Source organism: Sphingopyxis sp. (assembly GCF_016704835.1).
Lineage (GTDB): Bacteria > Pseudomonadota > Alphaproteobacteria > Sphingomonadales > Sphingomonadaceae > Sphingopyxis.
Genome location: NZ_JADIZJ010000013.1, coordinates 1 through 26,894, shown reverse-complemented (window position 1 = coordinate 26,894; position 26,894 = coordinate 1). Strand labels below are relative to the sequence as shown.

The window sequence follows — 26,894 nt, the reverse complement described above, 5'->3', positions numbered from 1 at the left end:
GAGCCGACCGGGATCTCCCTGTCCTAACTCGCCGCCGTGCGGGGGCCGGTCCCCAGCAAATGGTGAACCGACCCCGAATGCTACCCCTACACATGGCAGGGAAGACAGTTCTTCTATGCCACAATAGGGGCGGATTCTCTAGCCCATAAACGCAAAAAGCGCGGACAGCCTAAGCCATCCGCGCCCCATGCGCCCCCGCGATGTTCGATAATTCAGAAGATGCCGAGAAAACTGCGCGACTTTCTAACGGCCTTGGCATCCCGATCAGCGCACCGCTCGACTATCCCGAACGTCGCCGCAATCCGCTCATTGGCCGTCACCAGCTTAACCGTTTGATCGATCCCGAATTGCTGCCACACCTTCGCAATCTCAAGGTCGCTGGCATCGGGGGCGATTTGCCCCGGTCGCGCGGTCGCCACCCCGTCACGCCACTCAGGCGGCACCAGTTCTATGCAGGGGGTTGCGCTAGCATAGATCGGGGGACTGCTCACACAGGCCGCGACGAGCAGCAGCATCGGCATCGGCGCCAGTTTTAGCATTGCGGACATCGGCTTTCGCTCCTTCGGCTTTCGTGGTTCGGTCGGTTTCGGACTTGGCTACCTCGCCAGACGCGCTCACAGCATCTTTACCGCTCTCAATCGCGGATTCGGTCTGGTTGGCGCCTAGACGAGCCTTTGCCCTCTCACCGCCCGTTATGAGGCGATATGCGCCGAACAGCAGGATCAAGGCGAGGATGATAATGACCGCCCACGCGCCCGCCTTTGCCACCTTCGGGCCAAGGTTCGCGCGGGTCATAAGCAGGGTGGCGATAACGCTGATCATGGCTTGAACTCCTCAAGATGCGTCTCGGTCACTGTCACTGGATCTTCTGGCTTGCCCCGAAATGCAAAAGATGCTATTCTGAGCATATGAAAATGATTGATTTGCAAGGCCAAAGGTTCGGCCGACTGGTCGTGATAGCCAAGGGCGGGCATCATCCTACGGAAGTCCTTTGGGACTGTATTTGTGATTGCGGCACCGCGCACACTGTCAGCCGAAGAAACCTGAGGAATGGTCACTCCAAAAGCTGCGGATGCTACCGGGTCGAACACACCAGCCAGAAAAGTTATCGCCATGGCAACAGTGGCCGAGGTGCAATGACGCCTGAGATTCGCGCTTATTACAAAGCGAAGGACAGATGCACGAACCCAGAGGGAAGGGACTGGCAAGGTTGGGGCGGGCGCGGGATTACGATGTGCGAGGGATGGATGGCGAACCCTGAGGCCTTCCTGCAAGACATGGGGAAGAGGCCGTCTCCCAAGCATTCCCTCGATCGCATAGATAATGATGGTCCGTACTCCGCTGAAAATTGTAGATGGGCGACCCGCAGCCAGCAAAACGCAAACCAGCGGCGCTCTAAAAAGTATCGTGCCTCTCCCCCACCTCAGTAACGGCGACAGGATCTTTCGCTGTTCCGCTAGGTGCGTCCTCTTTGCCTTTGCCGCCGCTCGACGAGCCAAGCCAGAAGCCGAACGCGAGCAGCGCCACGTTCTGCCATGTCGCCACGATGCCGCCCTTGGTCACATCGTCATTGGTATAGCCCAGCACGTATGCGCTGATGACGGCAAACCCTGCTATGGCTGCGGCGGACACAGCTACAACGACGCGAAGGTGAGGAATCTTGTTGGTCATGATCCGCTCCGGTAAAGTGAAGCCTCTGCGGCACGGCGACGGGTCAGGCCTGCCATGACGCGCCCAGCGGCCTTGTTCCACAGCGCGAACGATTGTGCGGCACCAGCGAAGTCGCCCGCATTGTGCTTTCGGATGACCGATGACTTTGCAAGGTTGCCCTCCCCCACGTTGAACGCGAGACTGACCATTGCGTCGAATTGGCTTTGCGTCGTGCGCGGCGCCAGCTTGTTAACCGCCTTTTCAAAGCGCCCAACGTCTTGCCGTAGCAACTGTTCGGCTCGCGCTTCCGTGATGACATCACCGGGACGAACGCCGCCAGTGTGTCCGATGCCGATAGTCCAAGGTTCACCGCCAGAGCCGGGATCGGGGTAGGCTTTAAGCTCAAGCCCCTCAAACTGCTTGATCAGATCCACGCCCGCTTGGCTAAGAACGCGGCCAGATGGAGCAGGTTTCACCTCCCCCGCAATCGCAGCGTCCAGCGCGGCAATGCGGTCAGGCGTGAAACCCTTGCTGTCGAGCCATGGGCGGACGGTGTCAAAGATTGCCTTGGCGTTCATTGAACAACTCCCTGCCGATGATAGGATTCAAGCGCAGTCACGCGGCCCGAGATGTCTTTGAGCTGTTCCGACTGAACCGCCGTCTGGTTGGCCAATCGTTCGTCCATGCGCGCCAGCGTCACCTGCATCGAACTAACCGACGACACCAACCAGAAGGCCAACGTGGCAGCCCCCGCGGTGAAAAGGCCTGCGATGATGATGCTCGCCCATTTCAAGGGCGGGGGTATTTCTGCTGTCACGCTGCCTTGTCTCAACTCCGGGTGTTGCGATGCAAATTCACTGATTGCGATGGTCGCAGCCGCCCCCGCGATCGGGTCGGTGATCCTGCGGATTTGTGCTTCATCACCGATGCTATGGGTGTCGGATTGCTGGGTCATCCCCAAGCCTCAAAGCTCGCCGCCGTCGCCAATTTGGAGCCATTCACCGGGTTGGTGATCGTACTCGTTTTGAGGTTGCCCCGTCCGTGCAGCTTCCCGCCCGCATCGGTGGTGCTGTCGATGTGGAAGATAGGGGTTGCTGTCGTGCCGCCCGTGTTCGTAAATATGCAGTCAGAGGCGAGCAGATGGTTGGCGCCTGTCGTCCCTGCAATCGTGCCGGAATCGCCACCGGACATCGTGAGAACAACCGCATTACTGCCCGTCTCGAAATTCTTGACGAACTCGCAATTACGAAACGACACCTTGGCCCATGGATCGACGTTACTGACGTTAAACAGCGCGACCCACTTGGCGCTTGCGGTCAGGTTGAAATACACCCCGTCAAACTCGATACGGCGGGTGGTCGAGCGGACCGGCAGCGAAAAGACCGAATCCGTCTCAAGGTCCGAACCGCCCCTGATCGACACGTAGGGGCAATCAATCGATCCAAGGCGCTGCCAGTCCACATCAGTGGCTTTCAGGCTGATACCGGCAATGCCGACACCGCGCAGGCGGCAGCGTTCAACCGTCAGGTCAAGGCTGGCAGCGGTTTCCGAAAGGAACTTGAACACCGAATAGATCTGCGCCCCGGTATCGTCGTAGGTTTTCCAGTCGCGCACAACGATCTTGCCCACCGCGTCGGCGAAGTGACCGAGCGAGGCATAAAACACGCTCCCGCTGTCCCGGTGCGTCGTATTGATCGTGTCCCACGTCTCGCTGAACCCGTCGATGATCAGCGTTCCCGGTCCAGCCTTCACCGACGAACGCGCGTCGCTGGTGCCTGACAGCGACGATGCGCAGTTGGTCATCACCAACACGTCTCGCGCCGTTCCGGCAGCAAAGGCATAAGCCGTCGTCCCGTCCGTCGCGACGTTGCAGTTGACGAGCTGCGCCTTGACCGCGAAACCAGAAAGCGCCTGGACAAGAAAGCCCGTATCGGCCCCCTCAACCGAACAGTTCGTAGCTGTAAACTCAGCCGCAGCCTGATCGTTGATAGGCTCGCCCGTTGCGAACACATAGCCCCGGCTGCCGGTGTCCACGCCGACACAGTTCAGCCATGACACCGTGCCGCACTTCTCAGCCCAGAACCCGGCGTTATACTCACCGCCCCCGTAAAGGATCGAGGCATCATGCCCATCCTCGGCGCGGCAATTCTCGTAGCTCACCTGATCGCAGAACGTGCCGGGCGCGTCCCCGTAGGTATCAGCCACAAAGCCAATGCGGGTAAAGTCAGTAGCCGTGCAATTCTTGTAGCTGACCTGCCGCGCCGCCATGGCGATAAAGCCGTCACCAAAAGCACCGCGGCATCGATCGGCAGTGCAGCCCTCAAACGATACGCCGCTGCTTTCAAACTCGACCTTGAACCCGGCGCGGCGCACGTTGCGGGCCGTGACGTTCTTTACCGACACCCCGGCTACAGGGGTACCATTCGCTCCGATGATAAGCCCCTCTGCCCCGGTGAAGCTGTCGAAATTGCCAGCGCTCCAAGGCGAAGGATCGGCGCTTACATTGCCGTCGATGACAAGGTTCTCGACCGCACCGGGTCCAGACATGCGAACCACACAGCCGCTAGTCCCGGTGGAGGTGGACTGAATAACCGTTCCATCCTCGCCCGATACGGAGGTGAAGAACTCGATTTCGCTGCTCACGCGGTAAATTCGGGGGCCGAGTTTTACAGGGAGGTTCGCAGCGGCAGCAGCAGCGGCGAGCGCCTGCATAGCCGCAGTTACGTCGGTCGCTTCGCTGCCATCGTCGGGGATGCCCTGCATTGCGGGCGTGTAGGCAAGCTGGGAAATAAACCCGCTGTTGATCGGGTCGATGTCATAGATTGTGGTGGTGCCGGTGGCGTTTTCGAGGATGCCGCGATACCTTAGCGCGGAGTCGAGATAGATTGGGACGAACCGACCGCCTGCGTCGGCTGTTACCACAGCGCCCAGCGACGTGTTTAGGCCAGCGTCGGCATAGACGGCCTGCGGGGTCAGCGTTCCGGTGGCGTAGAAATACCACTTTGCACCGGAGAAGGGATTGCCGTTCGCGTCCAGCGCCCGCGAGGCGTCGGTGAGAAGTTCTGCTGCCATGATTGCCCCATAAATTAGGGGGCGCAATGGCCCCCGTTTGTGTTATTGATTGGTGATGTGGAAGATTATCTGGCGAGCCGGTGCGCTCGTTTTGGCGTGGTTATTTACGCCCGTTATCGCCGGTGTCCTCATCGGCTGCTGCACGGCCCGTCCCTTTTGAGAACTGTTCCGCCATGAAACTCTGAATCGCCTTGGCGTCCATCAGGAATGTCTGTTCGCGCGAGGCAATTTTGTTCAGGCGGTCGAAGTGACGATTAATGACAGCGGGGTCTGCGCTGTTCGGTGCAGTCCTCAGCCAGCGGGTGAAGTCAGGATTTGTGATCAATCGCGCAGCTCGACGCTCACCAAGGCGAGAGAACCAGCCGCTCGCAGCAGGAGCAACTACAGCCCCTGCTGGGCCACCAGCCGCCCCGCCAAGGCCAGCGAACAAAAGAGCGCGCAGGCCCTTGATTCCAGAAGAAACCACATTGCCTGTGCGGGAGTAGTTTGTCTCGCTCGCCGCCGCCTGCTTGGCAGTAGCAATCGCCCGCAAGTCAGCGATTGCTCGCGTCCCGTCCTCACCAAAGATTGCCCGCATCGCCCTGGGGGTAAGCGTGGCCTGTTTGCCATGGGTCTGGGTCAGGAAACGAGCCATGGAGAAATTGCCCTGCCCGTCACGCCCGATGTCAGCGGCATATGTGGCGCGAAGGTCGGCGGCTTCCTGCGGCTCAAGCTCGTCCATGTAACGGGAGAACCTTTGCGTGTCGGTCTTAGCCATATTGTCGAGCGCGCGCGCCGTCTGGTCTGGCGAGTAGCTGCGATCCTTGCCAAACAGCTTGTCACCGACTTGACGGCGGAAGGCTGTCCGCTCTGACCAAATCCTATCCGCCCTCTGAACAGCGGATAGCGCACGATTGTTGCCCGCTAGAGCCTGTTGCAGGTCGGTGCTGGCCGACTCGATTGCACGGATCAAAGGCAGTTCAGCAGCCTCCACAGGAAGGCCAGCCGTGCGGATGTTCTTCCTTAGGCCGGACCTGTATGCGTGAAGCTGCATGGGGGTCCAACCCTCTGGGCGGCGCAGCATTTCAGTCTGCCGGGTGAGGTAGTTAATCAGGGCATCGTCTGCCCCCTCTCCCCGCAGACGGGTAATTTCGTCGTTGAGTGTGTTGACGGCGGCGCGGGGGGCTATGCGCACCCCATCCGATGATTCCTCAGCTACGCGGTATAGGCGCTGCGCCTCGTCCCTTGTCCGGCTGCTCTGACGCCCTAACACGTCCTGAGCGCGCGCACCGGCCTCGAACTTGTCAGCGGCAGGAGTCCCATCTTGTCCCAGCCTGTTGACGGCGTTGGTCATGCCTTCGACATCTTCGGCATCCGCCTGTCGAATGATGCGGTTGCCCTCCTCGCTTGCGCGAGCGACACCGCGCTTCTGGGCTAGGCGCTGCGGGTCAACATCACCATAGCGCACCGGAACACCTTGGCGCTGACCGGCATCAACCAGATCTTGCGCACCGGCTGGCGAGGCTGGCCTCAAAGCATTTCTAACCGCACCTGTAGCGCGCTGGACAGGCGCTGCCTGCGTCAGTGCGTTGATCGCGCGGGGCGCTTGCGAGATTGTGCCGCCAACGATTGCACCGACACCAGCGCTAAGCAGGGCATTAGTGGCAGATCCGCCTGCCCCTTGTCCTTCGCCAAAGCCTGCGGCTGCCCCCAATGCCGCGCCTTGATTGGCAAACTGCCGCGCGGTTTTGGCGGTGCCGAAAACGCCAACCGGGGTGAGCAGCCCGCCAACTAGTTCAGGCGTTAAGCCATTCTGCTCCCGGTTACGCTCCTGCAATGCGCGTTCAATGTCGCGCTCGCTCTGATAGCCCGACATAAACCCATCGCCGCGAAGCATAGAGCTAACACCGCCCATGCCGCCACGGATCTCGTCGCTCATATTGAGCATCAAGCCCTTCTGGCCCCCAACCATGGAAAGGTCGGTGCCTTCTGGAGATTCTTTGAGAGAAGCATCCATGGCGCGGCGCTTGGCTTCCGCGTCTGAGGCCGTGTAATCTGGCGCCGTGTCGAACGGCTTACCACTGCGAACCGCGTCGAAAAACTCGGGGCTAGCAGGAACCGAGCCTTGAACGCCTATCGACTGATAAAAACTGCCAAGCTGTTCGGGGCCGAAATTGGGGTTGCCAGAGTTCGCCTTAAGGAACGCGTCAAGGGCGGTGGTTTGGGCAGAATTTAGGCGGTTGCCCTCGATCTGGGAACCAAACGCGCCAGTTCCTTGATCGATGTCGAACGCCAGATTGTCAGCAGTCGCACCTGGAATTGCACCGCGACCTTCCGGACCCTGCGGCGACGGGGTAGGCTCGCTTCCCTGCCGAGTGAACGCACCAGCCATGCCCTGCGTCATCTGCGCGGCAGTTTGCGGGTCAGATACGCTTGGACCTTCTATCCCTGCAAGCGTCTCGCTGTACTTTTCCCGCAGATTGCGAAGCGTCCGCATGAAGGTTTCATGGTCAGCGTTCGGATCGAGGTTGGCAATCGAGTCGGCAGCCAGCTTAACTTCCGCGTTTGAGATAGGCGTCAGTTTGATGCCCTGCTCCGCCAAGCCGATCAGCGCAGTAAAGGCGTTATTGCCTTTCAGCGTTTCCAGTTCGGATGCGAGGCTGTAGCCAGCGGTGCCAGACGGCCCAATCGCGCGCATGATCGCGCCACTGGTGCCGGTCTCTCCCCATCCCCCGTTGTCGTCCGCGTCTTTGAGGATGCGATCAATGTTTTCGAGGTTGCTGCGCAAGACTGCCGCCGTCTTGTCTTTCGCGCCGGTCGTAACGCGCAGCTTCTCGTCGCGCTCAGCCTGTTCGGTGGCGAACTTGGCAGCCTCGCGGGCTGCCGCTTCCTGCCGCAACCGCTGGTCCTCAGCGGCTCGCTGATTAGCGATGTCGTCCTGCTGCATATCATAAGGGTTCGGCGCTTTGGGAGTGCCGGGGATGAAACCGGGAGCGCGGGACTGCGGCGCGGGCTGTGGAGCCTGCCCTACAGGAACCCACTGGCCACCGCGCAAGACGACCTTTTCGCCAGTCTGCGGGTTAGTGGCGGTTTGACCTTCCATTTATCGGCCTTTCGGTTCCATGTGGACGTGATCGCCCTCGTTGATGACGTCTTTGTCTGGATTGAGGCGACGTAGTTGGGCAGCATATGCCGACATGCTCATGCCGGGAGGCGGGGTGCTGTCGCGGCCAAGTGCGTTGCCCCGTGCATCCTTCTGCATGTGGAAGCTGTTTGATACGCCGCCGACGCGCTTGTTGCGGGCGGGATCGCGGTAAGTGCTGGTGACCCGCTCGCCATCAAGACCCCGGAAAGTTACCCGACGCGGTGGGCGTCGGACCTCCATCGATCTGGAAGCCGGGAGGCGGTGGCGGCATGGCTTGGCTTTGTGCCGCCCTGCCTGCCCTGTTTCGCTGGAACTCTGCCAATGCGGCGGGGTCGCGGACGTTGACCAAATCCTGATCCGCTGCCGGGGTCATGTATTTGGGTTCGTTCTGCGCGATGAACTCTTTCGCCTGTCCAGCCTGTGCAATCACGCTTTCGCGCAGATCGAAGCGGCCAATGTACTTCTGAAACTCAGGCGCGCCCTGTGCAAGCTGGCGAACCGTGTCGTCCCATTCCTGCGGGGTGTCTGCCATGAGCGCGAGCTGGCCGATGGTCTCGATGCCCTGCTTGTACTGCGCTTTGCTGCGGTCATCGAGCTTGATGTAGTCATCCATGTTAAACCCGGCCAAGGCCTCCAGCGCCTGCGGGTCACCACGGACAGCGCCTTGACGGGCCTCGGCTTCCTGCTGCGCCCGCATCTGCTGTGCCTGTTGGCCCTGGATCTGCAAGGCAGCGCGGGGGTCATATCGTGCAAGGTCGTTGACGACGTTCGGGTCATTGGGATTGGCAACCAATGCCCGCAAGGCGTTGTCGGTTTCCTGCTCACGGCGGCGCTGTTGTCCAGCCTCCATGCCCTTGTTAAACGCCCCGCCGATGTCGAATGACTGGAGCGCGTTCCAGTTAATTTGCGTCATTCTTGATCTCCGCGATACGTGCTTCAATGGCTTTGTAGCTGTCGGCCCAGCCGGGGCGGTCCTTGCGGGCTGCCAGCTTCTGTTCGAGCGCCTTCAATTCGGCTTTCTGTTCGTCGGTCATCAGTAGAACCCCGCCTGTCCGGGAATGCGGAACCCGATTTGCGAGCCGGTTGAACCACCAGAACCCCCGCCAAAGCTGCTGCCGAAGATGTTGCCTACCGCACCGCCGATGCTGTTGCTGATCCCCGACCACATATTGCCGGTGGCGTTGCCGTTCGCGATTGCAGCGTTGGCGGCAGCAGACGATGCGCTGTTGTTGTTCGCAGTAGTCTGGTTGACGAAGTTGGTTGAGACACCGGCCTGCGCGTTCGCTGCCGATAGACCGACGCCTTGCTGGCCCATGAGCGCGTTCAGGTAGTTGCCGAACTCGCCCGATGCGATGTTCTGACCGTATTGCAGTGCAGCCTTGGCAGCGGCACCTGACTGGCCCACTCCCCGGCTGGCGTAGCTGTTATCCAAAGCCCTCGCGCCTTCACCAAGGCGGAACTGATAGCCCGTGCTATTCTTGTAATTGTCGAAGGCGTTTTGATACTGCTGCTGACCGGTTTGCGGGGCTGCCGTGGTGTTGACGTTGGTCGTCATCACGTCGCCGGGATTGTAACCCATCGACCCGCCATATTGCATGTCGCCGGCCATGTTCTCATAACCCATCGGGGCGTTGTTGTAATAACCGCCCGTCTGACCGATTGCCCCGCTCATGTAGTTTGGCTGATATGGCAGCGCCTGCTGCTGCTGTGTGCCGACCTGCGGACCCTGACCGCCAAGCCCCAGCAGGGCATTGATTGCGCCGCTCGCGTTTACCCCGGTGTTGACGAACGGCGAAAGCGTCTGTTTGTTCTGGTTGTAGATGTCCCGCGACAGCGCGTTGTTGGAGGCTGTCGTGTCAGCAGCCGTTTTAGCAGCGGACGCCGCCGCCTTCTTCTGCGCCTTCGACCCGATAACCGCGCCGCCGATCCCAGCCGCCGCAGAAACGCCCGCCGCAATGGCTAAACCCGTTGCAATCGCCATATCAAAACACCTTCATGTAACTATGTTCCAGCACTCGGAAGCCCTTGCGGGCGTAAAGCCTGCCGGTTGCCTGGGGATTCACCGCTTCAAGAGTAATCATCGTCAGGGAATGGCAGCCAGCTTCCCGCACAGCCGTTTCCAGAGCATCCAGGAGCCTCAGCCCCTCTCGCCCCTCACTCCACCAGAAAAGCTCCTGTGCGGCCTTGTGGGCGCGATTAAAGGGGTGATCGAACACCACCGCGCCCGCCATGCAGTTGTCACCAACCAGACAGACACCGTTCTCAATCAATCCGTGAAGCAGCGTATCAACGCTATCGGGGCAGAAACCGACCTCCACTCCTGACTTGAGCGCGAACCTTGCCGCCATCTCTAACATCGCCGGAATGTCGTCGAGCGTGGCAGCGCGGATCAAAACTCTTGCGCCCCTGTATTCTGGCGGACGTAACCCGGTGGCGTCGTTCCCTCACCCGTTGCAGGCGGTGAGCCAACCTCAGGAATAAGAACCCCGCCGATGACATGCGTGTCGCCCGTTTGCGTGACTTCCGCCGTGGTTCCCTGATATGCCACAGCCCCGCCAACCCTCGCTGCGTCGTTGTAGAACACCCGGACAAAGGCACCGGGAGCAAAGCCGCTCACCGATCCCGCATTGACCGTGACGCTCGTTTCCGTGCTGCCAGTCGTGTAAACCCGGCTGTGTGCAGAGATGGACACCACACCGTCACTATTTGCCGTCAGAAGGCCGTCCACAGGCTCCGTACGGCTCGATGACAGGCTCACCCCGGCATTGAGCGTTGCGACCCCCTGATTGGCCTCTGCTGCCGCCCTCTGGGCTTCCTGTAGGCCCGTCACGATGGTTGTCAGGAAATCGATCTGCTGACCTTGCGCAAAGAACGCCGCTTCCACCGCTTCGCAATTCTTCTGCCATAGGGCTTGGAACTGCATCGTCGGCCCGTCATTCCCCCCAATAGGGAGGCTTCGCATCAGGCGATCAAGGCGAACCGTTCCCCCCTGCAAGCCAACCGCGAAATTCGGCCCCATCAGAACCGAGCCACCGCCAAAAACAATCGCTGCCGCCGCATATGACATGCGGACAGGCGTCATTCCTACCTCGCCGCCAGTCATCACCATCGATGCCGGGGCGAATGAGAAGCTAGGCAAGGGTAAAGAACGTCCCTGCGGTCAGCGTGAAAGGCTGGGTATCTGGCAAGGTGTAGGCCGTGCCATAATCGACGTAGCCGATCAGCTCGTCACTTGCTGCCGTGTCGTTGTATAGGACGATGTAGCGAAACGGGCCGATTGTCCCACCAGCCGCCGTGAATGTGCAAGCCGCCAGCACAAGGCTGTAGGTTCCCCCGGCCTGCGCCGATGACGTGACCGTTACCGCCGTCCCGCCTGCCGTGTATCCGTTGCCCGCCGAGATCTCGGTTATGTCCGTCTTGACCGTATTCGCAAGGCTCGGCGCGGTGTTGGTCAGCATGAACTTGAGCGTGTCGCTGCCGAGATTGTGGATTTTGTCAGCTAGAGCCTCTTTAAAGCTGTTGAAGATTTGTGCCGTTGCCATTTAACGCGACCTCCCGCCGCCACTTGCGTTTGCTTCCACAGCGGAAAGCCTGAAACTCGTTGGTGCCGTCATGCGGAACTCGAACAGCATGCCGGGATCGTCGAACATGCCCAAAGCCCGCCACTCGACGCGCTCGCGGTAAACGCCCTGCGCGCCAAGGCTGACCGCTTCCCAATCGCTCCAGGTGTTGCCAGCATCGCGGCTGTCGCGCATCTCGATCAGCGGTTCGACATAGGTGCCGGTCAGATAATCCGTGGTGCCGACTTCCGCCGTCAGACGAAGGTTGTTGACTACTGCCGTTGCCTCAAGCCGTGACCCCGCGCGGAAACGACGCTCAAACACGCCTTCTGCATCGATGTAGCCGCTCAGTGACCAGATCTTGCCCGTCTCGTCATCGCCAAGCCCCGGACCCGCGCGCCAGTTGGTGCGACCGTAGGATTGGCGCTCGGACCATTCGCCGGTCGTCACGTCGAACAGCATCGTGTTCAGGTCGTGGCGCTGGCAGAGGAACTTGTGGCGCTCATCTTCGATCAGGAACAGGCGGTGGCCCTCAGATGCCCGCGACCGCTCGACAATGCCGTCATCCGAAACAGCTTTAGGCACCTCGCCGTTGCGATAGGTGATGCCGTCCAGCCCGATCCAGAAGAAAGTGTTATCGACAACCTGCAAGCAACCAGTTGCGATCACTCCTTGCTCGAATACCCGCTGTTGAATTGGCGTGTACGGTAGATCTGCGTTACCCGTCCCGCCCCAGAACTCGATGCTGTTCGGTCCTGCGAAGATCAGCACTCCGTCAATGACCGCAACGTCAAGCAGGCGGTCAGGCTCGTTCTCAGCCGTGGCGAAGTCAAGCGCATCAACCGAACGGGCATTGCCGACCGCCGAGAAGTACCATTTGCCGGTGCCTTCGCGCAGGAAGATGAAATAACCCGCTGTGTATGTTGCGGTGACGACGTTTGCACCGTCAGGAAATGCAATCGCCTGATAGTCGGTCCCGTTGTAGCTGTAGGCCGTAGCGCCGCGACCGCACACCACTTCGCTGTCAGATGCGATGATGTAGGCGACGCCGGATCCGTCAACGCTGCCGATCAGCGTGTCATTGCGATATAGTCCGCTTCCGCTGATGACGAACCTGTCACCGCCGAACACGCCGTCTTTTTCGAGCTTCGCACGAACCGGACCCGGCCCAACCTCTGCAACCTCAAGCAGCGCCTTGTGTGACTGCATGACTATTCCATCAGCGCCGGACTGCTCGACGAACATGTTGATGACGGGAAGCTCAGGCAAATTGCCCCTGCTGCGCGTGTATGCGCCTTTGCCGTAATCAAGGGCGGGCATCAGGACACCGGAACCAGACGCGGCGAGGCTTTCGGCTGCGGGTAATGCTTTCCGCGCGCCATGATCTGCCCGTCGCCTAAGTCGCCGTCCGAGCAGTTTAGCATCTTGTCGAGACAACCGGCCTCCCAACGCAGGCGAATTTCATCCTGCCACGCCTCGAAATAATCGCTGTGGAAGCTCGCGCCGGGGCGGCGCAGCGCAGCGGGCAGCATGTGATCGCTCGACAATTCCCACTTGGTCGGGTCCTCGCCTGCTTCAATGCTGTAGCGAACGCCCATTGTGAATTGCGGGATGATGACCGGATGTGTCGCGGGACAGGAGAGCTTTCCGCTGTTGCGGTCGCGCACCATCGCTGCGAGGTGGCTGCGGTGGTCTTTGCTATCTAGACCAACGCCGTTCCAGCATTCTGGTGTGCTGATCGTCGCTGAGAGCCATTGACCCGGCTTGCACGACTTTGTTGCTTCCACCATGTCAGGGAATGCGGCGGTGGTCGGGCTCCATCCTTCCACGCATTTGAAGTTGAAGAATTTGGCGTTGTCCGGCTGTGCCTCATTGGGGCGGGTTTGATCCCAGCCGAACACGAAACGCAGACCGCGCGGGATTCCGGCGCAACTTTTAGCCGCAGTCGAGCAAAACGCATCACTGGCAGGGCGGCGCTTGTAGTAGATCGAAACGAAGTCAGGGCGAACGACATTGCCCTTGCCGTCGAGCATGGCGGGCATCCAATAGGCCGAACGGTTCAGGTCGTTCTGGCAGGTGCTTTCGCCGGACTTGCGCAGGCTGTCATAGGTTGAGTTGGCATCAGCGCCTAGATTGCCGAAGAACTGGTGCGTGTGCGCGGCGCCCTTCTTGCCGGGATAGACAATCGGATCATCATTGCTGATCTGACCGGGACCGCAGAGAAACCGGAATGCGCCGACAACATCGGGCGCACCGCTGGGCGGGATGCTCTTGGCCCCTAGCAGCGAGGCGATGTTAAGGCCCGATGCTACCGGCAGCACATCGCCCACCTTGGGGAAGGTGATGACGGGTGGTTCGACGGGATGCTGATGCTTCATGGCCGCGTCAATCGCATACAGCGCGCGGCGGGCAGCGTTGGCAGCGTCGTTGGCCTCTAACCGGCATTTGATGTATAGTTTCTTGTCACAAGCAGCGACCGCGCGCTTGGCTGCGTTCTCTACAAGGTTAACCTCGTCGCGGGCTTTCTGAAGGCGCTCGTCGGTGGTCTGCGCTGTCGCAGAGGATGCCAGCAGGACAGGCAGAAGGGCTAGGCGCCTCATGGCAGTGCCGCCGTCAGAATGCGCGATGCCACCCAATCCTCGCCAGCCGTGATTTCGCTGTCCGACAGGTAGCGGTTGATGTTGAAGCCGCTGTAGATGCGCCCCTGCCAGAAGCTGGACGGGGTGTTAAAGCCTCGACCGCCCAAAGCCGCGCGGGTCAGCGCGAAATTATTGGCGAATGTGCCCTGTGTCGTGCTTTGATAGCTGCCCGTGCCGCCACCAGCGGGTCGATCCGCACCGTTCCGCATCCGCAACGTCGAGTTGCTGCCATTGTACCCGCTGTGGATAACCCGCTTCGTCGCGTTATCGAGCATCCCCGTGAGGACGGGCAGCGTTCCGGCGCCGTTGCCGCTGTCGTTGCGCATTGATGGCGTCAGGTTGCCGCCACTCGCCGCCGCACTAATGGGTTCGACGAAAGGCGTGGTCGTAGCCGTTGAATAGCTGCCAATGGCGTAGCGCGTTGCTGCGGGAGCCGCTGCGAACAGGCCCATGACGCAGGTGTAGCGCCCGTTCGTCGTCGTGGCATGGGGCGTTGCACCGAACAGGATGTCATTGCTGCCGTCGAACGACAGGTAAGGCTTGCCGTCGCCATCAACCTGATAGAGCGGGCGCGTGGTGTTATCGGCAGCGGCAACCCAATGATTGTTGTTGCCGCTCTTGTCTAGCACCTTGCCGACCGTCTGACCCGCTGCGGTTACTGGCGTCGTGCCAGCGACATCTTGGAACAGCGACGTAAGATCGGTCAAATCCCAGACCGCGCCGCGTTCGCCGGAGGTGAAGAAGGTTGCGGGGCTGACTTCCGCCGAAGCGGTCAGTGTGAACGTCTGCGTAGCTCCATAGTTGCCCGCACCATCGCGCGCGCGGATGCCCACAACATAGGTTCCCGCAGCAGGGCCGGTGCCGTTGCCCGTCCAGCGAAGGGTTGGCGTGATGTACGGATCACTTATCTCGAATTGGGCAACGTCAGCGCCGCCATCGAGGTGGAACGTCGCATGTCCGTAGGTGTCGCTTGCCGTCAGAACAAAGGACAGCGCCGATCCCGCGAGGTTGGAATAGGTGTTGACGCTGGTAATCGTCGGGCCGGTCACATCGGTGAGCGTGTCGCCCATATACTCGCCCTGAAGGCGGGACACGGCGGCAGGCTGATAGTGCAGGTTATCGTTCGCCGTCCGATCATCGGGGCCGCGCGAGTAATAGACGTTCGAGATGTCGAGCGATGCCTGAACATGCGCTGCGTTGATCGCGGCATAGGTGGCGAGATAGTTGGGCGAGCCGGGGATGAACTTCTGCGGCAGCATCGAGCCGATGACGAATTTCGATCCAGCTGCGCTTGTCCGCGAGCGCCAATCCGCAACGAAGCTCGCCAGCGCGGCGTAATATGTCGCCTGCGCTACCGATGTCGCAGCGTCCTGTTCGCCCTGAACAAAGAAGCTGATCGTCGAGAAAGTCGCGCTAGGCCATGCGGCGAGAGCAGCGGCCTTTGCGTCGATGTACTGGTCAACCGCGAACTCGAAACGAATGCCGCCGCCGCCCGGTGTTGGCGAGGATGTCCAGCCACTGGCAACCAAGCCAATGCTGCCGATGCCGCATGGAATGCCGATGACGATTGCGCTGGGGTTCTGCGCCTTGACTTTCGTCAGAATGCTGATGCCGGGACCGACGCGGTTGTAGATCGCCGCATCAGGATGGCCTAGCGGGGTGATGTCGGTTGAAAGCTGGAGGTAGGAGCCAGCAAGGGCACTTTGACCGCCATACTGATAAACATCGGTCACGTCCGCGTCGAGGCCGTCAATCGTGCCGAGGCCGACGATGTTGGACTGGCCCAGCAGCGGAACCAGGATGACAGATTGGCTGGGCGTGGGGGTGCCACCAGTAGCAGCAGCAGTCCAGCGACTGGTATGGCCGCGCCCGCGACCGCCCCAATGGACTGCCACGTTAGATTCCCGCTCCGGGGGTGAAGTAGATCTTGCCGGTTGAACCCGCCGCAATCGCAGCCACGTTCAGCGTGTCACGGTTCGAGTTGCTAAGAGCGAGGCCGACGACCTCACACACACCGGGGCCGACTGGCATACCCGTGGCGACAGCAGCCGTAACAGACGCATTGCCGAAGTGACCTGCCAGGCCGTGCCGTCGTTGAATATGCGGATGTTTTCAGCCGTGCCGGTGATGGCAACGCGGCCCGATGAACTGCTCACGTCAATATTCACCGTACCCGCAGGCAACGGGGCAAAAGGCTTGTCTGCCATGAGTTTTCCTTTAAGCCGCTATTTGAATTGAATGTCGCAGCGGGGCGTGGTATCGGGGCTCCCTTGTGCCCCCGGCGGCGGCCGGCCCCGGGGGGGGCGAGGCCGGCGGGGGCGGGCCGGGGCGCTGTCCGTGCCCACAAGCCATGCGACCGCCGTCGGCCCTTCACGGGAACCGCTCCCGGCTCCGTTGCGCGGTCCAATTTGCATGTCAGTGCCTCAAAAATAATCGGACGCAACAACGTCCTGGGTGGAGCCAAACTTGTGTGAAACGCCGCCTTGAAAGCGCATCCCTCGGCTTGCGGTCATCTGCCCGACGCTCTCGCCGAAGCCTTCCGCAAGATAGATTGCGAGCAGGGACGACAGCCCCTCTTGGTCACGTTCGGACAATGGGGCTTCGCTATCCAGTGTCAGACCGGTTAGCTCAGTCCAGAGGCCGGTCCATATCCAGTGCCGCCATGTGCCGTCGTTGACTGAAATCTGTGCGAGATCGCGCGGAATGCGGGTGCCGTCATCGCCTTCAACCGTATCGGGAAGCGTGATGGTCGCATCGTCCGCGAAAATGCGGTCGCCTGGTTCAGCGGTATAATCTTCCGACTTGTAAACATCGGTCAGGCGCCCGAACATGCCGCCAGTTGCCCATCCATCATAGATGCCCCGCAATGCCAGCATCCCTGCCTCCGCCTCCTTCGACGTGGGATCGCGGCCAAGCGGCACGATGCGGGCCTGTTGCAGCGCTCGGGTTATAACCGATCGACAGGTGGCCATTACTTTGCCTTACGCGCCTTCTTGGCGGGCTTAGGCTTGTCCTCAACGACCGCGACAGCCTCAACCTCGTCAGCCTGCGGCTCATAGTCGGGATGGGCCAGCATCCAGTTGATAGCCGGTGCCTCAGCGACCTCAGACGGCTCGCGGCCCTTGAACGTGACGCCGAACTGTTCTTCGGTGTCCAGACCCTTGCTGAACACGCCGCGATAAATGAATTTCATGGGTAATCTCCAAAGAAAAGGGGAGAGCCGTTAAGCCCTCCCCAATCCTATCAATCCTCAGCAGCCGCAGCGGCAGCGACAGTCGCCGTGCCAGTGGTTGCGAAGAAGCCAGTGACAACGCCGTTGTCCTTGGTGTCATCCGTGTCGCCAGCGCCGGTGCCGAAGATGATCTTGCGAACACCATAGATGCCGTCGATGGCAACGCCGTCCTTGTCACCATAGTCGAACGTCTCGGTGACGGTCTTCCAGCGGCGCGCCCATGCAATCGCAAGAGCCTGACCACCGCACAGGTAGACCGGCGTGACTTCCGCCGTGCCAGCCGTGCCGAGGTTCTCGTAAACCGGCAGGTTGTCGGTTTCCTTGACGATGACACCGTTCCACATGATGTCGCCGCCCTCGAACAGCTTCGATGCCTGGTTCTCGACCACAGTCGATGCGAGAACTTCGGTATCAAGGCTGTCACGCAGGTTCTTGAACGCATGAGGGTTGGCGAACGCCACGTAGTAACGCTTGCCGTTGCCGGGGTCGCGCATCGGGCGGATCTTCGGGCTGCACGTCTTGGCCTTCAAGATCATCGCATCAAGTGCGGTGGCATTGAAAAGATCAGCCGTGGTGTCGAGCAACGCAAGGTCAGCCGACAGGTCGGTAAACGCACCAACGCCAGCGCCAAAGTGGACGCGGTCGGCGTTGTCCACCAGCCACGCATCTGCAATTGCAGCGGTGCGGCTGATAAACGCGGTGCCGTTGAGCGAACCCAGCGCCGTGATGATCATGTCGCGGGTGTCTTCAATCGACCAGTCAAGCAGCGTGGCGCGTCCAGCGTTCCGCAGCGAGATTGCCGACTTCTGCTCGCTCATCTCTGCGACGCGCACCGCGTTACGGCGCTTATCGACATAGATCCGCATGCTGCGCGAAGTCATGTCTTCCTCGTTGCCTTCCAGCGTCGAGGTGCCGGTGACAGCAGCGTTGGTCAGGCGGTTAACGAGGGCGATGGTGATCGAGTCACCGGCCTTCTTGGTCAGGTCTTCCTTGACCTGGATAACCGCGTTTTCGTCTTTGCCCATCAGGGGCTTGAAGTTCTGGAGGCCCTGATAATACTCAGTGGCGAATTTATCTTCCCACTGCTGAACCACCAAGCCGGTGGCGGGGGTCGTGTCCGTCATGTTGAAAAATCCATCTATGGGACGCGGCGCTTCACAGCGCGGAGTCAGTTGTTATCTAAGCAACTCGTCCAACGACTTCGGCCCAGACCATGCTGGACCGCTTCGATTTCCTACGTTGCGTTCGTTAGCGAGAGTGGGCGGGATGCCTCCGCTATTGGGAATGGCACTCGCAGCCATCTCGGCCATGATTTCCTCGCGCATTTTACTGCGCATCGAGTCTAGGTCGGTTGCCCCCAATTCGCTCATCGTCTTGTGGTTCTTGGCGATTTGATACGCCTTGGCCCACGGATGAGGATCGTTCAGGGCTTGCTGCACCAGTTGCGGATTGGCTTCGGCGAGGGCGAGAAATTCACCCTTCACATCGTCGAAGTCATCATGCTTCTGCCGTGCCAGCATTTCCGACATGTTGAGCGTAGCATTGCGCGAAGCCTGCTCGACGGCTTGACTGACGACTTGACCGCCAAAGTGCTGCTGCCAGCCTTCCGGGTTCTCCCAAAGATCGGGAGCGGGAGGTGGCGGCGTCCTTGCGGCTTCAAGTTCGGCGCGGATCGCTGCAAGTTCAGCTTCGACCGCCTGGCGCTTGCGGCGCTCATCGGCTGTTGCTGCTTCCAGACCCTTTGCCTTGTTGTCCTCGGATGCAGGCGGCGCATCCAGTTCATCGCCCTTGGGAGCAAAGCGGCCCTTCTCGTCGCGAGCGCGGGCCTCTGCTTCCGTTTCGGTTTCCACCGGCTGTTCTACAACCGGCGCGTCAATCACTTCTGCCGGTTCATCACCAAGCAGTTCGTCCAAGCTCTTCGTCTCCATGATACCCTCGAATCGCCCTTTAATGGCAGGCGGCGCACTTATCGCCCGTTGTGGCGGCGGCCCATCTTAACGCCCTAGTGGCGCAAGCTCGTCAGTCGGCTAGCTGCTCGACTGAAATCCTGATTGCAGACACGGTGCCGTCTGCCTCCCTCAACAGAAGGCCTACGGCTTTACCGTCCTCGATAATCTCTGTGGCGATGATGACCGGCTCGGTCACCCCGCCATGCCCTGCTGCATACCCGCCCCAAGCGCCTCAAGTTGTGTTTTGGCGCCCATGTTCTGGATCTGCGCGTAGTTCTCCGCAGTCTCGCTTTCGGTCTTGGCAACCTTCGCAGCCTCGCCAGCCATCTTGATCTGCACGGCCTGCTGCTGCATCTGGGTTTCCTCAGGCGACGGGCCTTGCTTCATCATCTCAAGCAGGCGCTCCTTGTTGCGCAGGCTGCTGGCTTCGATCAGGACGTCAGGCGGGATAACCACCGTTCCCGTCCCTGCCAGTTGGACAAGGCTCTGGAACTCTTCCGCCGCAATCGTCGGGGTGTCGATGCCCTCGTCAATCGTGATGTCCACATCAAGCTCGGCAAGATTGTTCTCAACCGCCACAACCTGTTGACCGCGCGGATCGTTGGCCAATGCCTGGAGCTGCGCCACAATCTGCGGATCGGCCTGCCCCATGTTCTCCTTGGTCACGCCGAACTGTTCAGCGGCCTTCTGCACCATCGTAACCGGCTGGTTGATGCCGACGAACTTCATGTTGTTCTCGTTGTCGGTGATGCGAATCCACCGCTCGCCGTTCCAGTGCTGGCGAACACGCGCCCATATGGAACGATAAACCGACAGGCTCAGCGTCTTGATGCGGTCCAGATACGTCGCAAGCTCGGTCATGCCGCCCTGCTGCTGCGCAAGGATCGCACGGCCCGACATATCGCGCTCGTTCTTTCCGCCAAGGGCAGCGTTCGGCCCCTGCAAGTCAATCTCTGCCTTGGCTTCCTGCAATAGCTGGAGGTTCTCGGCAAAGTCGTTGTTCTGGAGGATCTCAACCTCACCGGCCTCGCCAACCAGCACCCCATTGGGCTTGGCCAGTTCGCGGGCAATCTCTTTCGCATCCTTGCCGACGTTGTTCGACACACGCACCTGACGGGCATTGCTCGCCCACAGCGCACGGCTGCGGCGGTGGTTGATCTCGTCCTGAGCACCAATCATGGTACGCACTTCGCCGTAACGGTTGTTGTCGCGGTCCACATACAGGCTCACCGCCTTGATGGGACACTCAGGCTTGCTCTCGTCATCGAGGTACGGCGAGGCTATAGGCTCGACAACAAACCCGCCCTTGGTGAAGATGCAGAACGTCCAGCCGTCAGCGGTCAGAGCGTAATGCTCGCACAGACGAACACGCTTGCGGCGATAGTCTGCCCACAGGCTATGCTTCGGACGGTCGTCATATGTCTCGCTGTCACGCGCTGCGATCCACGTCGCCTCCAACACGTCTTTAGCTTCGGGGTACTTCGCGACCACCTTGTCGAGATCCGACCAGATGACGACGCCCATGTAAGCCGCATCGGCAAAATCAAAGTCTGCGCTGTGCGGATCGTGATAGAAGCGATCCCAGCGGATATGGCGAACGTCGGGGTCAATCCCCTCCTTCACCTGCTTGACGCCCACCATGATAGCGCAGGTGCCTTCTACGGCCAGTTCCTTGGACGCCTCGGAGCGCTTGTCGTCCCACCGACTATCATCGCACACATAACGCAACACGTCGGTAGCAGCATGGGCCGCAGCTTCATCTTGGGGGGTGCGCGGGAAGGCCTTGGGGTCTTTGCGGGTCTGCTTCTCAAGACCCTGCATCGCGTTGACCTTACGCTTGATGCGGTTGTAGGTGACATCAGGCTGGCCGCGCGCCTTGAGCTTGTCCTTTTCGGCTGCGGTCCATTGCTTTTCGTCGTAGTAGTCGCGGTCGCGCTCAGCCTTCTCGCGGCTGTCACGGGTCGCGTCTTCGCTTTCCTCGAACTGCTGCACGAAATCGGCAAGAAGGGTGTCTACGTTCTCCAAGAACTCTCCCCTTCTTCTCTATCCAAGGCCTTGGTCCAGCGGTCGCGCTGGCCTTTTGGCTTGTCGTCTGTTGGCTTCCACCCCGACCGTCGAAGCTCCTCCAGCGCATAGCGAAGGGCGTCAATCGTGTGGTTGTTCTTGTCGTCCAGAAACGGCAGTATCTCTTCGGTCTGCGGGTCGCGCTTGTAGCAATACAGCGCCAGCTCCTCAGCCACCTTCTCGCATCTAGGGTGAACCACGATGTCGAACGAACGCAGGAACTCTACCCCGTCCTCTATCGAACCAGTCCCCTTGATGGCGGGGACAATCCTGAACCCCTGCCGCTTCATGTAGCTGACTGTCTCAGGTCGGGCGCTGTCTGCTCGGATCAGGAACTTGCGGCTACCGGCGATCTTGTCGAACAGCGCCGGGGTCTTGTCGATCTCGCAACCGACCTCCCACACCTCATGGTCAACGTACAACTTGCGCCCGTCGATATGACACCGAACCAACACGGTCGGGTCAATCGCAAAGCCCCAATCGGCACCGAAACGGTGGATTGCATCGCTTGGCGTTGGGAACTCTTCAACCTTCCAGTTGCGGAACACCCGCGCCTCGCTGTTCAGGCTGTAATGGCCCTGCCAGACGTGCATGAACTTATCCGGGTCACGGCGCCGGTCATCTTCCAGATCGGCCCGTAGCTCGCTCGGTAGCCAAGGATTGGCGTCCCAATTAACCTCAACCACCACAGAATCGCTCGGCGGGCTGTCTCCCCTCAACAACACGTCAACAGGATCGGTCGGCTTGTTCGGGTTCCAGCTAAACCACAGTTCACTTCCCGGCTTACGGATCGTCGGGCGAAGCAGGTCCAGCGACCGCTGACTTAGTGACTGCGACTCCTCAACCCACGCTACGTCAAAGCCCTCCAGCGACTTGATGCTGTCGGCCGTGTGGTTCTGCATCCCTTGGAAGATGATGATGCCGCCGCCCGGTGTTCGTATCTCTGCGTCCAGGATCTCAAACAGGTGCGAGACGCCCAACGATTGTATCTTGTCCTCTACCAGCAGCTTGACGCTGTTCTTGAGCGACTTCTGAACCTCACGGACGCAAGCGCCTCGCAGCCCCGGTTGTAGTATTGCTCGCTCTACCAGCATCTCCGCGAAGAAATGCGACTTGCCCGATCCTCGCCCGCCATGTGCGCCCTTGTAACGGGACGCTGCCAGCAATGGTGCAAAGCTACGGGGTGTCTGGATTGTTAGCGTCGATAATGACACGCTCAACCCTCGCTATCGGAATGGGTCCGCCGTCGGGCCCACTGTGTTCATTCGACTTCACATCACGCCAGTCTTGCGAACGGCGGTTCTTGAGCCAGAAGATCGCAGCAGTCGTGTCCGGCGCGATCTTTGCGCGGAACGGCGCATAGACTGGCTCAGACGCGCCCCCCGGCATGAATATCTTCACCTCGTCCTGCTCGTAGCCGATAGCCTTTTGATACAGGCTGCGCTCAACGCGCTCGTCAGCAATATCCTTGCCAGCTTTTAGGGCCTGACAAAACTCATCGTGATCATGCTTCCAGCGATAGATCGTCCGAACATCAACCTCGAAGAAATCGGCAATCTCTTGGTCGGTTGCACCAAGCTCACAAATCTTTTGAGCCTGCTCTGCAAAGCTCTCCTGATATGTTGGAGGACGGCTCATGCGTCACCGTAGTTTGCGACGAGGCCGTTAAACTCTAACCCGTCGGCTTTAAGGAATCTGATCGGCGCACGGACATTCGCGATGCTCTCAAGCACCAGCGGTGGGGAACCGCAAATCCGGCCCCCCAACAGATTCTCCCCCTTCCCCCCCCCCCCCCCCCGCCCGCCCCCCCCCCCCCCCCCCCCCCCCCCCCCCCCCCCCCCCTCCCCCCCCCCCCCCCCCCCCCCGCCCCCCCCCCCTCCCCCCCCCCCCCCCCCCCCCCCCTCCCCCTCCGGGGGGGGGGGGGTTTCCGCCCTCGCCGTCGTAGTCGGTCGGTCGGCCTCCTGCCATAACGACCTCCTAGAAACTTCCCGCCGCGCACCAGTGCCGAACGCATGTACTAGCATTGCTATCATGTGGTCGCGTCGGATGGTGGCGGCGGGGTCGGCGCCAGTGGGAAGCGCCGAAACAAAAAAGGCTGCCCGCGATTGGACAGCCCTATGGCGCAGAGCACCATTTTGAATTAATCCGTGTTTGCCTAATTTTTGGGCATACGTCAAGCGGCTAATTCATTCAGAACGTCGAGCGCCAACGCAAGCTTGGCCTTGCTGTTCTCGCAGTCCTGCTTGGCAATGAGCACGTCGAGCCACAGCGGCCCATAGTCAGGCCAGAAGTCCAGCACCATCTCATCGAATGCCCTGCGATGATTGCGGCCCATCCTGTCCACCCGCTGTATCGTCATGGTCAGCCATTGCTCGCGTAGCAGGTTGCCCTCGCCCCCTCCCCCGGTGCGGTCGCCAAGGGTGCAGCCTATGGGACCAACACCAAACATGGGCCAGTATGCGCGGTGTATCGAGCGGGCCGTCTGCATAAGGCGCTGCCCGTCCTCACCAAGCAATCCCATGCGGTAAGCGCGGCCAATTGCATCGCCGCCGTCCGTGCCGTACTTCTCACGCTTGGCTGCCGTGCGTTCGTTACCCCGATCCGGCATGTTGATGGGGCGTAGCTTGCCCTTGTCGTCGCGGCGTCCCTCTTTGCGCTTACGTCCAGCCCGTGCCATTATGCCTTGACCCTCCCTGCGTTGATTGCTGCGTTCACACAAAACTTCGCGTCCTCTGGCTTGACCTTCCACGTCGGGTATAGCGCCCTCAATTGGTCCACGGTGTACCTCCCCTGCCTGTAGTCGATCAGGTCGTTGGTCATCTTTTGGAAGGTCACCCGAGTTCAGGTAGACAGTTGTGGACCTGCATTTTCGTCAGGGCGCGCCCTTCCATGTGCGCCTTGGCGCCACGCAAAAGGATCTCTTGCGTAACTGGGATGGACAGCCGCTGCTTGGCCGCCGACAGGCGTGAGCGCGTTGTAAAGGCTGGTTGGTCCTGCTGGATGTCATCGCCAATCGCGACGCGCTCAAGGTAATAAACAACATCCTCTTCCCGGCCCGGATAACACTCCTCAAGGACCGTTCTGGCGAGGGCTATCATGCTGGGCATGGTGACGCCGCGCATGTCCTTACGCATCGAAATAGCCCACTCGGACGCGCTAATGATATTGGGATTTTGCTGGATCTCAGCGATTGACTGGTCGCGCGAAATTTCGGTTACGCGACCGAATGTCGAGCGGTTGCCCTTGTGGTAACCGGCAATGTATCGAGCAACGCAAGCCGCCGTTTCCGCTACCGGCTTTGTGAGATCACCTTGGATCGCAAGAATGTCACCGGCTGTTCGGGCCATTGACTGGTCAATCGTTGCGAGCGTCCCGCCCTCGATCCCAAGAGCCACTACCGCCTCAAACGATTTACCCGACTGGCGGCACCCTTCCATGCGGTGTTGACCGTCCAGCAGCTCGCCTTGGTCGGAAAATACAATGCTCTCCCCATTCAGGCGAAAGCGGTCACTATCCAAATCCCGGCGAATACGCCCAATCAACGCCTGCTTCTTGCCACGGTTGAGCGTGTTGCGATGATCCATAATGTGGCCCGCAAACTCAGGTGTAATCGTGAACACACCAGCGGCTGGTGTTTTGATCCTGTCAATCTCATCAATCGTGAGGACGGGGTAGGCAGTCGGTCGTCTAAATAAAGCGGTAGCCATTTTAATTCTCCCTTGTTGATAGTCAGTCGGCGTACGGTTGGCGGGTTTCGCGCGGCGGGGTGAGCGCGGCCTTGGCCTGTTGCACCAGGCGGGGCGGCATCGAACGCTGGTGGTCGCGGCGGTCAACGTAGCGTTGAAGGCTCCCGTTCGGCATCGTGCGCTGGTTGACAAAATACTCCCACCCGTTCGCTTGGACGAAGTTCATGCGGTTGAGATGGTCGCAATAGGCTTGCAGGCCAGCCACGTCGAATTTCAGACCGTCGCCCGATGGGGCGCGAGAATTGAGTGGGTTATCCATTTGCGTAGTTTCCTTCGATGATCTTTTGAAAGTTGGCCTTTTTCATGGCCCAGTCGAATGTGCAGAAATTCTTCCCGGTGTCACCGCGCAGGAAGGGAGACGCGCCGATATTGCCAAACACCGCAACGAAGTCGTCGATGCTGTATTGCGCGATCCGCGCCTTGACGAGCTGGCGGCGTTCTGGCGTTAGGTCGCGCACTCTTGGCTTGCCAAGGGCTGACGCTACCTCATTCCACTTCTCAACGACATGCTCAGGACGCAGCGAGGGTCCATCACCAGATGGGCGAGAACCGTTAGGTTCTTCTGTATCTGTATCTTTATCTGTCTCTTGGGCCGTTACTGAAACGTTACCGGAACGTTTCACATTGTTACGGCCTTGCTTTTGCCTGTGTTTTTTGACGCGATCGGTGCTGCTGTCGCTACGGTATTGCAATTCGTCCCAAGCGGTAGGAGACAGGGTTTCGTCGATCAATCCTACCTCCTTCAGGCGGCGAGCAACCTCGTCCAATTCACGCAATTGAACGCCAAGCTTCACAGCTATTTTTCGGGAACGAAGTTCGCTGTCGGGTTCATCGGTGAGGCCTTCGGACTTGAGGCAGCAGAAGGCGACGAAGTGCCAGCGATCCTCAAATGCAAGCAGACGCAACTTGTCGTCGTCGATGATGCGGCTGTAAAGCCGGAACCATGGCAACTTACCCATGACGGGTTTTGCCATTGGGCTTGCAACGTAATGCAGGTGAATGTATATCGCACATGGGCGTGGTCGGCTCCTTCAGCTTAGGCCGCGTCGCGCATCTGGTCCCGGAAAAGAACAGATGTGGCCGCGCCCACTTCTTGCACTAAACAGGCAAATCGCGCAAGCCCCTCGTTGCGGCGGGCGCACGGCAGCCTCTTTGGCGAGCAGGGTCAACACGGGGTCGAAGGGGGTTACCATCCCCATTCCGCCAAAGCAGCCGTAACGTCCTCAACAGACCGGCAGACAGCGACGTTATGCCCGATGCCGATCAGCCATGCGTGGCAATCCTTCTGCGATTGCTGTAGGGTGCCGGTTGCTGATTTGACCTCGACGAACGCGACGCGTCCATCCTTGTTAAATAGCTGAAGGTCGGGCATACCATTTTTAAGACCAGCAGACTTGAGTGCTGCCATTTGTCGCATCCGGGCGTTATGGTCGCCTGCCAATATCGCGCCATTGGGGAACGAGACACTCTCGATACCGCGGGCGGCGAGGTAGGCGCGGATCATGCGCTGGACTCCGGCTTCTTTGATCACCCTGCCCTCCGCAGTCCGTGCAGGACCGTGGTGTGGTCGCGATTGAGGATGCGCCCAATGGATGACAGTGAGCGGCCATGGTCCCGTAGCGCCTTCATTGCGCGCCAGCGGACGATGCAAACCGGCCGTGGCCTTGACGGGCCGATCGTGGTCAGCAGCCGTCGTGGCCAGCGTCCGCGCGATCAGCGGACCAGCTCAATGGGGGTTGACGCCATGTAGGCGGGAGGGGTGTACCAGGAGGGGATCACAGGCGCCCCCTGTGCGACAGCCCAGCCACAGCGCAGCGCGAGCGGGTTTTTAGCTTGCGGGATATTTGGGTGAACGACA

General features: G+C 60.1%; 31 protein-coding genes. All 31 read right to left on the bottom strand.

All coding sequences use genetic code 11. The features are described 5' to 3' along the window. Positions 1–212: 212 nt before the first annotated feature. Positions 213–419: a hypothetical protein gene (locus tag IPF76_RS14600; RefSeq protein WP_293845519.1), complete on the bottom strand. Its 207-nt coding sequence runs from the start codon at positions 417–419 to the stop codon at positions 213–215. Between the two features lie 46 nt (positions 420–465). Then, a complete protein-coding gene (locus tag IPF76_RS14595) occupies positions 466–822 on the bottom strand; it encodes a hypothetical protein (RefSeq protein ID WP_293845516.1) in 357 nt (118 codons plus the stop codon). Then, positions 819–1,115, bottom strand: a complete 297-nt coding sequence (locus IPF76_RS14590; RefSeq protein ID WP_293845513.1) for a hypothetical protein — start codon at positions 1,113–1,115, stop codon at positions 819–821. Before IPF76_RS14590 ends, IPF76_RS14595 begins: the two co-directional genes overlap by 4 nt. Positions 1,116–1,395: 280 nt before the next feature. Next, positions 1,396–1,671 (bottom strand): hypothetical protein, encoded by a 276-nt coding sequence (locus IPF76_RS14585; RefSeq protein WP_293845511.1) that lies wholly within the window; start codon positions 1,669–1,671, stop codon positions 1,396–1,398. Beyond that, the gene (locus IPF76_RS14580; RefSeq protein WP_293845508.1) at positions 1,668–2,228 is read right to left on the bottom strand and encodes a lysozyme; all 561 of its coding nucleotides are present in this window, start codon (positions 2,226–2,228) and stop codon (positions 1,668–1,670) included. The genes IPF76_RS14585 and IPF76_RS14580 overlap by 4 nt, the downstream gene beginning before the upstream one ends. Beyond that, on the bottom strand, positions 2,225–2,605 hold the full coding sequence (locus IPF76_RS14575) for a hypothetical protein (RefSeq protein WP_293845505.1): 381 nt from the start codon (positions 2,603–2,605) through the stop codon (positions 2,225–2,227). Before IPF76_RS14575 ends, IPF76_RS14580 begins: the two co-directional genes overlap by 4 nt. Further along, positions 2,602–4,722 (bottom strand): hypothetical protein, encoded by a 2,121-nt coding sequence (locus IPF76_RS14570; RefSeq protein ID WP_293845502.1) that lies wholly within the window; start codon positions 4,720–4,722, stop codon positions 2,602–2,604. Before IPF76_RS14570 ends, IPF76_RS14575 begins: the two co-directional genes overlap by 4 nt. Positions 4,723–4,822: 100 nt before the next feature. Next, positions 4,823–7,804 (bottom strand): hypothetical protein, encoded by a 2,982-nt coding sequence (locus IPF76_RS14565; protein WP_293845499.1) that lies wholly within the window; start codon positions 7,802–7,804, stop codon positions 4,823–4,825. Between the two features lie 235 nt (positions 7,805–8,039). Beyond that, on the bottom strand, positions 8,040–8,759 hold the full coding sequence (locus tag IPF76_RS14560; protein WP_293845496.1) for a hypothetical protein: 720 nt from the start codon (positions 8,757–8,759) through the stop codon (positions 8,040–8,042). Then, positions 8,746–8,880, bottom strand: a complete 135-nt coding sequence (locus IPF76_RS14555) for a hypothetical protein (protein WP_293845493.1) — start codon at positions 8,878–8,880, stop codon at positions 8,746–8,748. Before IPF76_RS14555 ends, IPF76_RS14560 begins: the two co-directional genes overlap by 14 nt. Beyond that, entirely contained in the window at positions 8,880–9,827 is a 948-nt protein-coding gene (locus IPF76_RS14550; protein ID WP_293845490.1) for a hypothetical protein, read from the bottom strand. Before IPF76_RS14550 ends, IPF76_RS14555 begins: the two co-directional genes overlap by 1 nt. A gap of 1 nt (position 9,828) precedes the next feature. After that, on the bottom strand, positions 9,829–10,239 hold the full coding sequence (locus tag IPF76_RS14545) for a hypothetical protein (protein WP_293845487.1): 411 nt from the start codon (positions 10,237–10,239) through the stop codon (positions 9,829–9,831). After that, positions 10,236–10,928: a hypothetical protein gene (locus IPF76_RS14540; protein WP_293845485.1), complete on the bottom strand. Its 693-nt coding sequence runs from the start codon at positions 10,926–10,928 to the stop codon at positions 10,236–10,238. Before IPF76_RS14540 ends, IPF76_RS14545 begins: the two co-directional genes overlap by 4 nt. A gap of 49 nt (positions 10,929–10,977) precedes the next feature. Further along, positions 10,978–11,388, bottom strand: coding sequence for a hypothetical protein (locus IPF76_RS14535; protein WP_293845482.1), 411 nt, complete (start codon positions 11,386–11,388; stop codon positions 10,978–10,980). Further along, complete coding sequence (locus tag IPF76_RS14530; protein ID WP_293845480.1) at positions 11,389–12,726, bottom strand: packaged DNA stabilization protein; 1,338 nt, start codon at positions 12,724–12,726, stop codon at positions 11,389–11,391. Beyond that, the gene (locus IPF76_RS14525) at positions 12,726–14,006 is read right to left on the bottom strand and encodes a DUF1996 domain-containing protein (RefSeq protein ID WP_293845477.1); all 1,281 of its coding nucleotides are present in this window, start codon (positions 14,004–14,006) and stop codon (positions 12,726–12,728) included. Before IPF76_RS14525 ends, IPF76_RS14530 begins: the two co-directional genes overlap by 1 nt. Continuing rightward, positions 14,003–15,940, bottom strand: a complete 1,938-nt coding sequence (locus IPF76_RS14520) for a sialate O-acetylesterase (RefSeq protein ID WP_293845474.1) — start codon at positions 15,938–15,940, stop codon at positions 14,003–14,005. The genes IPF76_RS14525 and IPF76_RS14520 overlap by 4 nt, the downstream gene beginning before the upstream one ends. Positions 15,941–16,006: 66 nt before the next feature. Then, positions 16,007–16,252, bottom strand: a complete 246-nt coding sequence (locus IPF76_RS14515; protein WP_293845471.1) for a hypothetical protein — start codon at positions 16,250–16,252, stop codon at positions 16,007–16,009. 216 nt (positions 16,253–16,468) lie between these two features. Next, complete coding sequence (locus IPF76_RS14510) at positions 16,469–17,017, bottom strand: hypothetical protein (RefSeq protein WP_293845468.1); 549 nt, start codon at positions 17,015–17,017, stop codon at positions 16,469–16,471. Continuing rightward, entirely contained in the window at positions 17,017–17,238 is a 222-nt protein-coding gene (locus tag IPF76_RS14505) for a hypothetical protein (protein ID WP_293845466.1), read from the bottom strand. The genes IPF76_RS14510 and IPF76_RS14505 overlap by 1 nt, the downstream gene beginning before the upstream one ends. 50 nt (positions 17,239–17,288) lie before the next feature. Next, entirely contained in the window at positions 17,289–18,401 is a 1,113-nt protein-coding gene (locus tag IPF76_RS14500; protein ID WP_293845463.1) for a DUF4043 family protein, read from the bottom strand. 51 nt (positions 18,402–18,452) lie between these two features. After that, complete coding sequence (locus tag IPF76_RS14495; protein ID WP_293845459.1) at positions 18,453–19,190, bottom strand: hypothetical protein; 738 nt, start codon at positions 19,188–19,190, stop codon at positions 18,453–18,455. 228 nt (positions 19,191–19,418) lie between these two features. Next, entirely contained in the window at positions 19,419–21,251 is a 1,833-nt protein-coding gene (locus IPF76_RS14490) for a hypothetical protein (RefSeq protein ID WP_293845456.1), read from the bottom strand. Beyond that, on the bottom strand, positions 21,239–22,456 hold the full coding sequence (locus tag IPF76_RS14485) for a PBSX family phage terminase large subunit (RefSeq protein WP_293845453.1): 1,218 nt from the start codon (positions 22,454–22,456) through the stop codon (positions 21,239–21,241). Before IPF76_RS14485 ends, IPF76_RS14490 begins: the two co-directional genes overlap by 13 nt. A 10-nt stretch (positions 22,457–22,466) precedes the next feature. Further along, a complete protein-coding gene (locus IPF76_RS14480) occupies positions 22,467–22,928 on the bottom strand; it encodes a helix-turn-helix domain-containing protein (RefSeq protein ID WP_293845450.1) in 462 nt (153 codons plus the stop codon). A gap of 535 nt (positions 22,929–23,463) precedes the next feature. After that, positions 23,464–23,967: a hypothetical protein gene (locus tag IPF76_RS14475; protein ID WP_293845447.1), complete on the bottom strand. Its 504-nt coding sequence runs from the start codon at positions 23,965–23,967 to the stop codon at positions 23,464–23,466. A gap of 154 nt (positions 23,968–24,121) precedes the next feature. Next, positions 24,122–24,997 carry a hypothetical protein gene (locus tag IPF76_RS14470; protein WP_293845445.1) on the bottom strand — a complete coding sequence of 292 codons (876 nt, stop codon included), beginning with the start codon at positions 24,995–24,997 and terminating at the stop codon, positions 24,122–24,124. 22 nt (positions 24,998–25,019) lie between these two features. Further along, entirely contained in the window at positions 25,020–25,295 is a 276-nt protein-coding gene (locus IPF76_RS14465) for a hypothetical protein (RefSeq protein ID WP_293845443.1), read from the bottom strand. Then, positions 25,288–26,010, bottom strand: coding sequence for a hypothetical protein (locus tag IPF76_RS14460; protein ID WP_293845440.1), 723 nt, complete (start codon positions 26,008–26,010; stop codon positions 25,288–25,290). Before IPF76_RS14460 ends, IPF76_RS14465 begins: the two co-directional genes overlap by 8 nt. A 212-nt stretch (positions 26,011–26,222) precedes the next feature. After that, positions 26,223–26,567: a VRR-NUC domain-containing protein gene (locus tag IPF76_RS14455; RefSeq protein ID WP_293845436.1), complete on the bottom strand. Its 345-nt coding sequence runs from the start codon at positions 26,565–26,567 to the stop codon at positions 26,223–26,225. Continuing rightward, the gene (locus IPF76_RS20905; protein WP_366499725.1) at positions 26,564–26,713 is read right to left on the bottom strand and encodes a helix-turn-helix domain-containing protein; all 150 of its coding nucleotides are present in this window, start codon (positions 26,711–26,713) and stop codon (positions 26,564–26,566) included. The genes IPF76_RS14455 and IPF76_RS20905 overlap by 4 nt, the downstream gene beginning before the upstream one ends. Positions 26,714–26,894 lie beyond the last annotated feature (181 nt).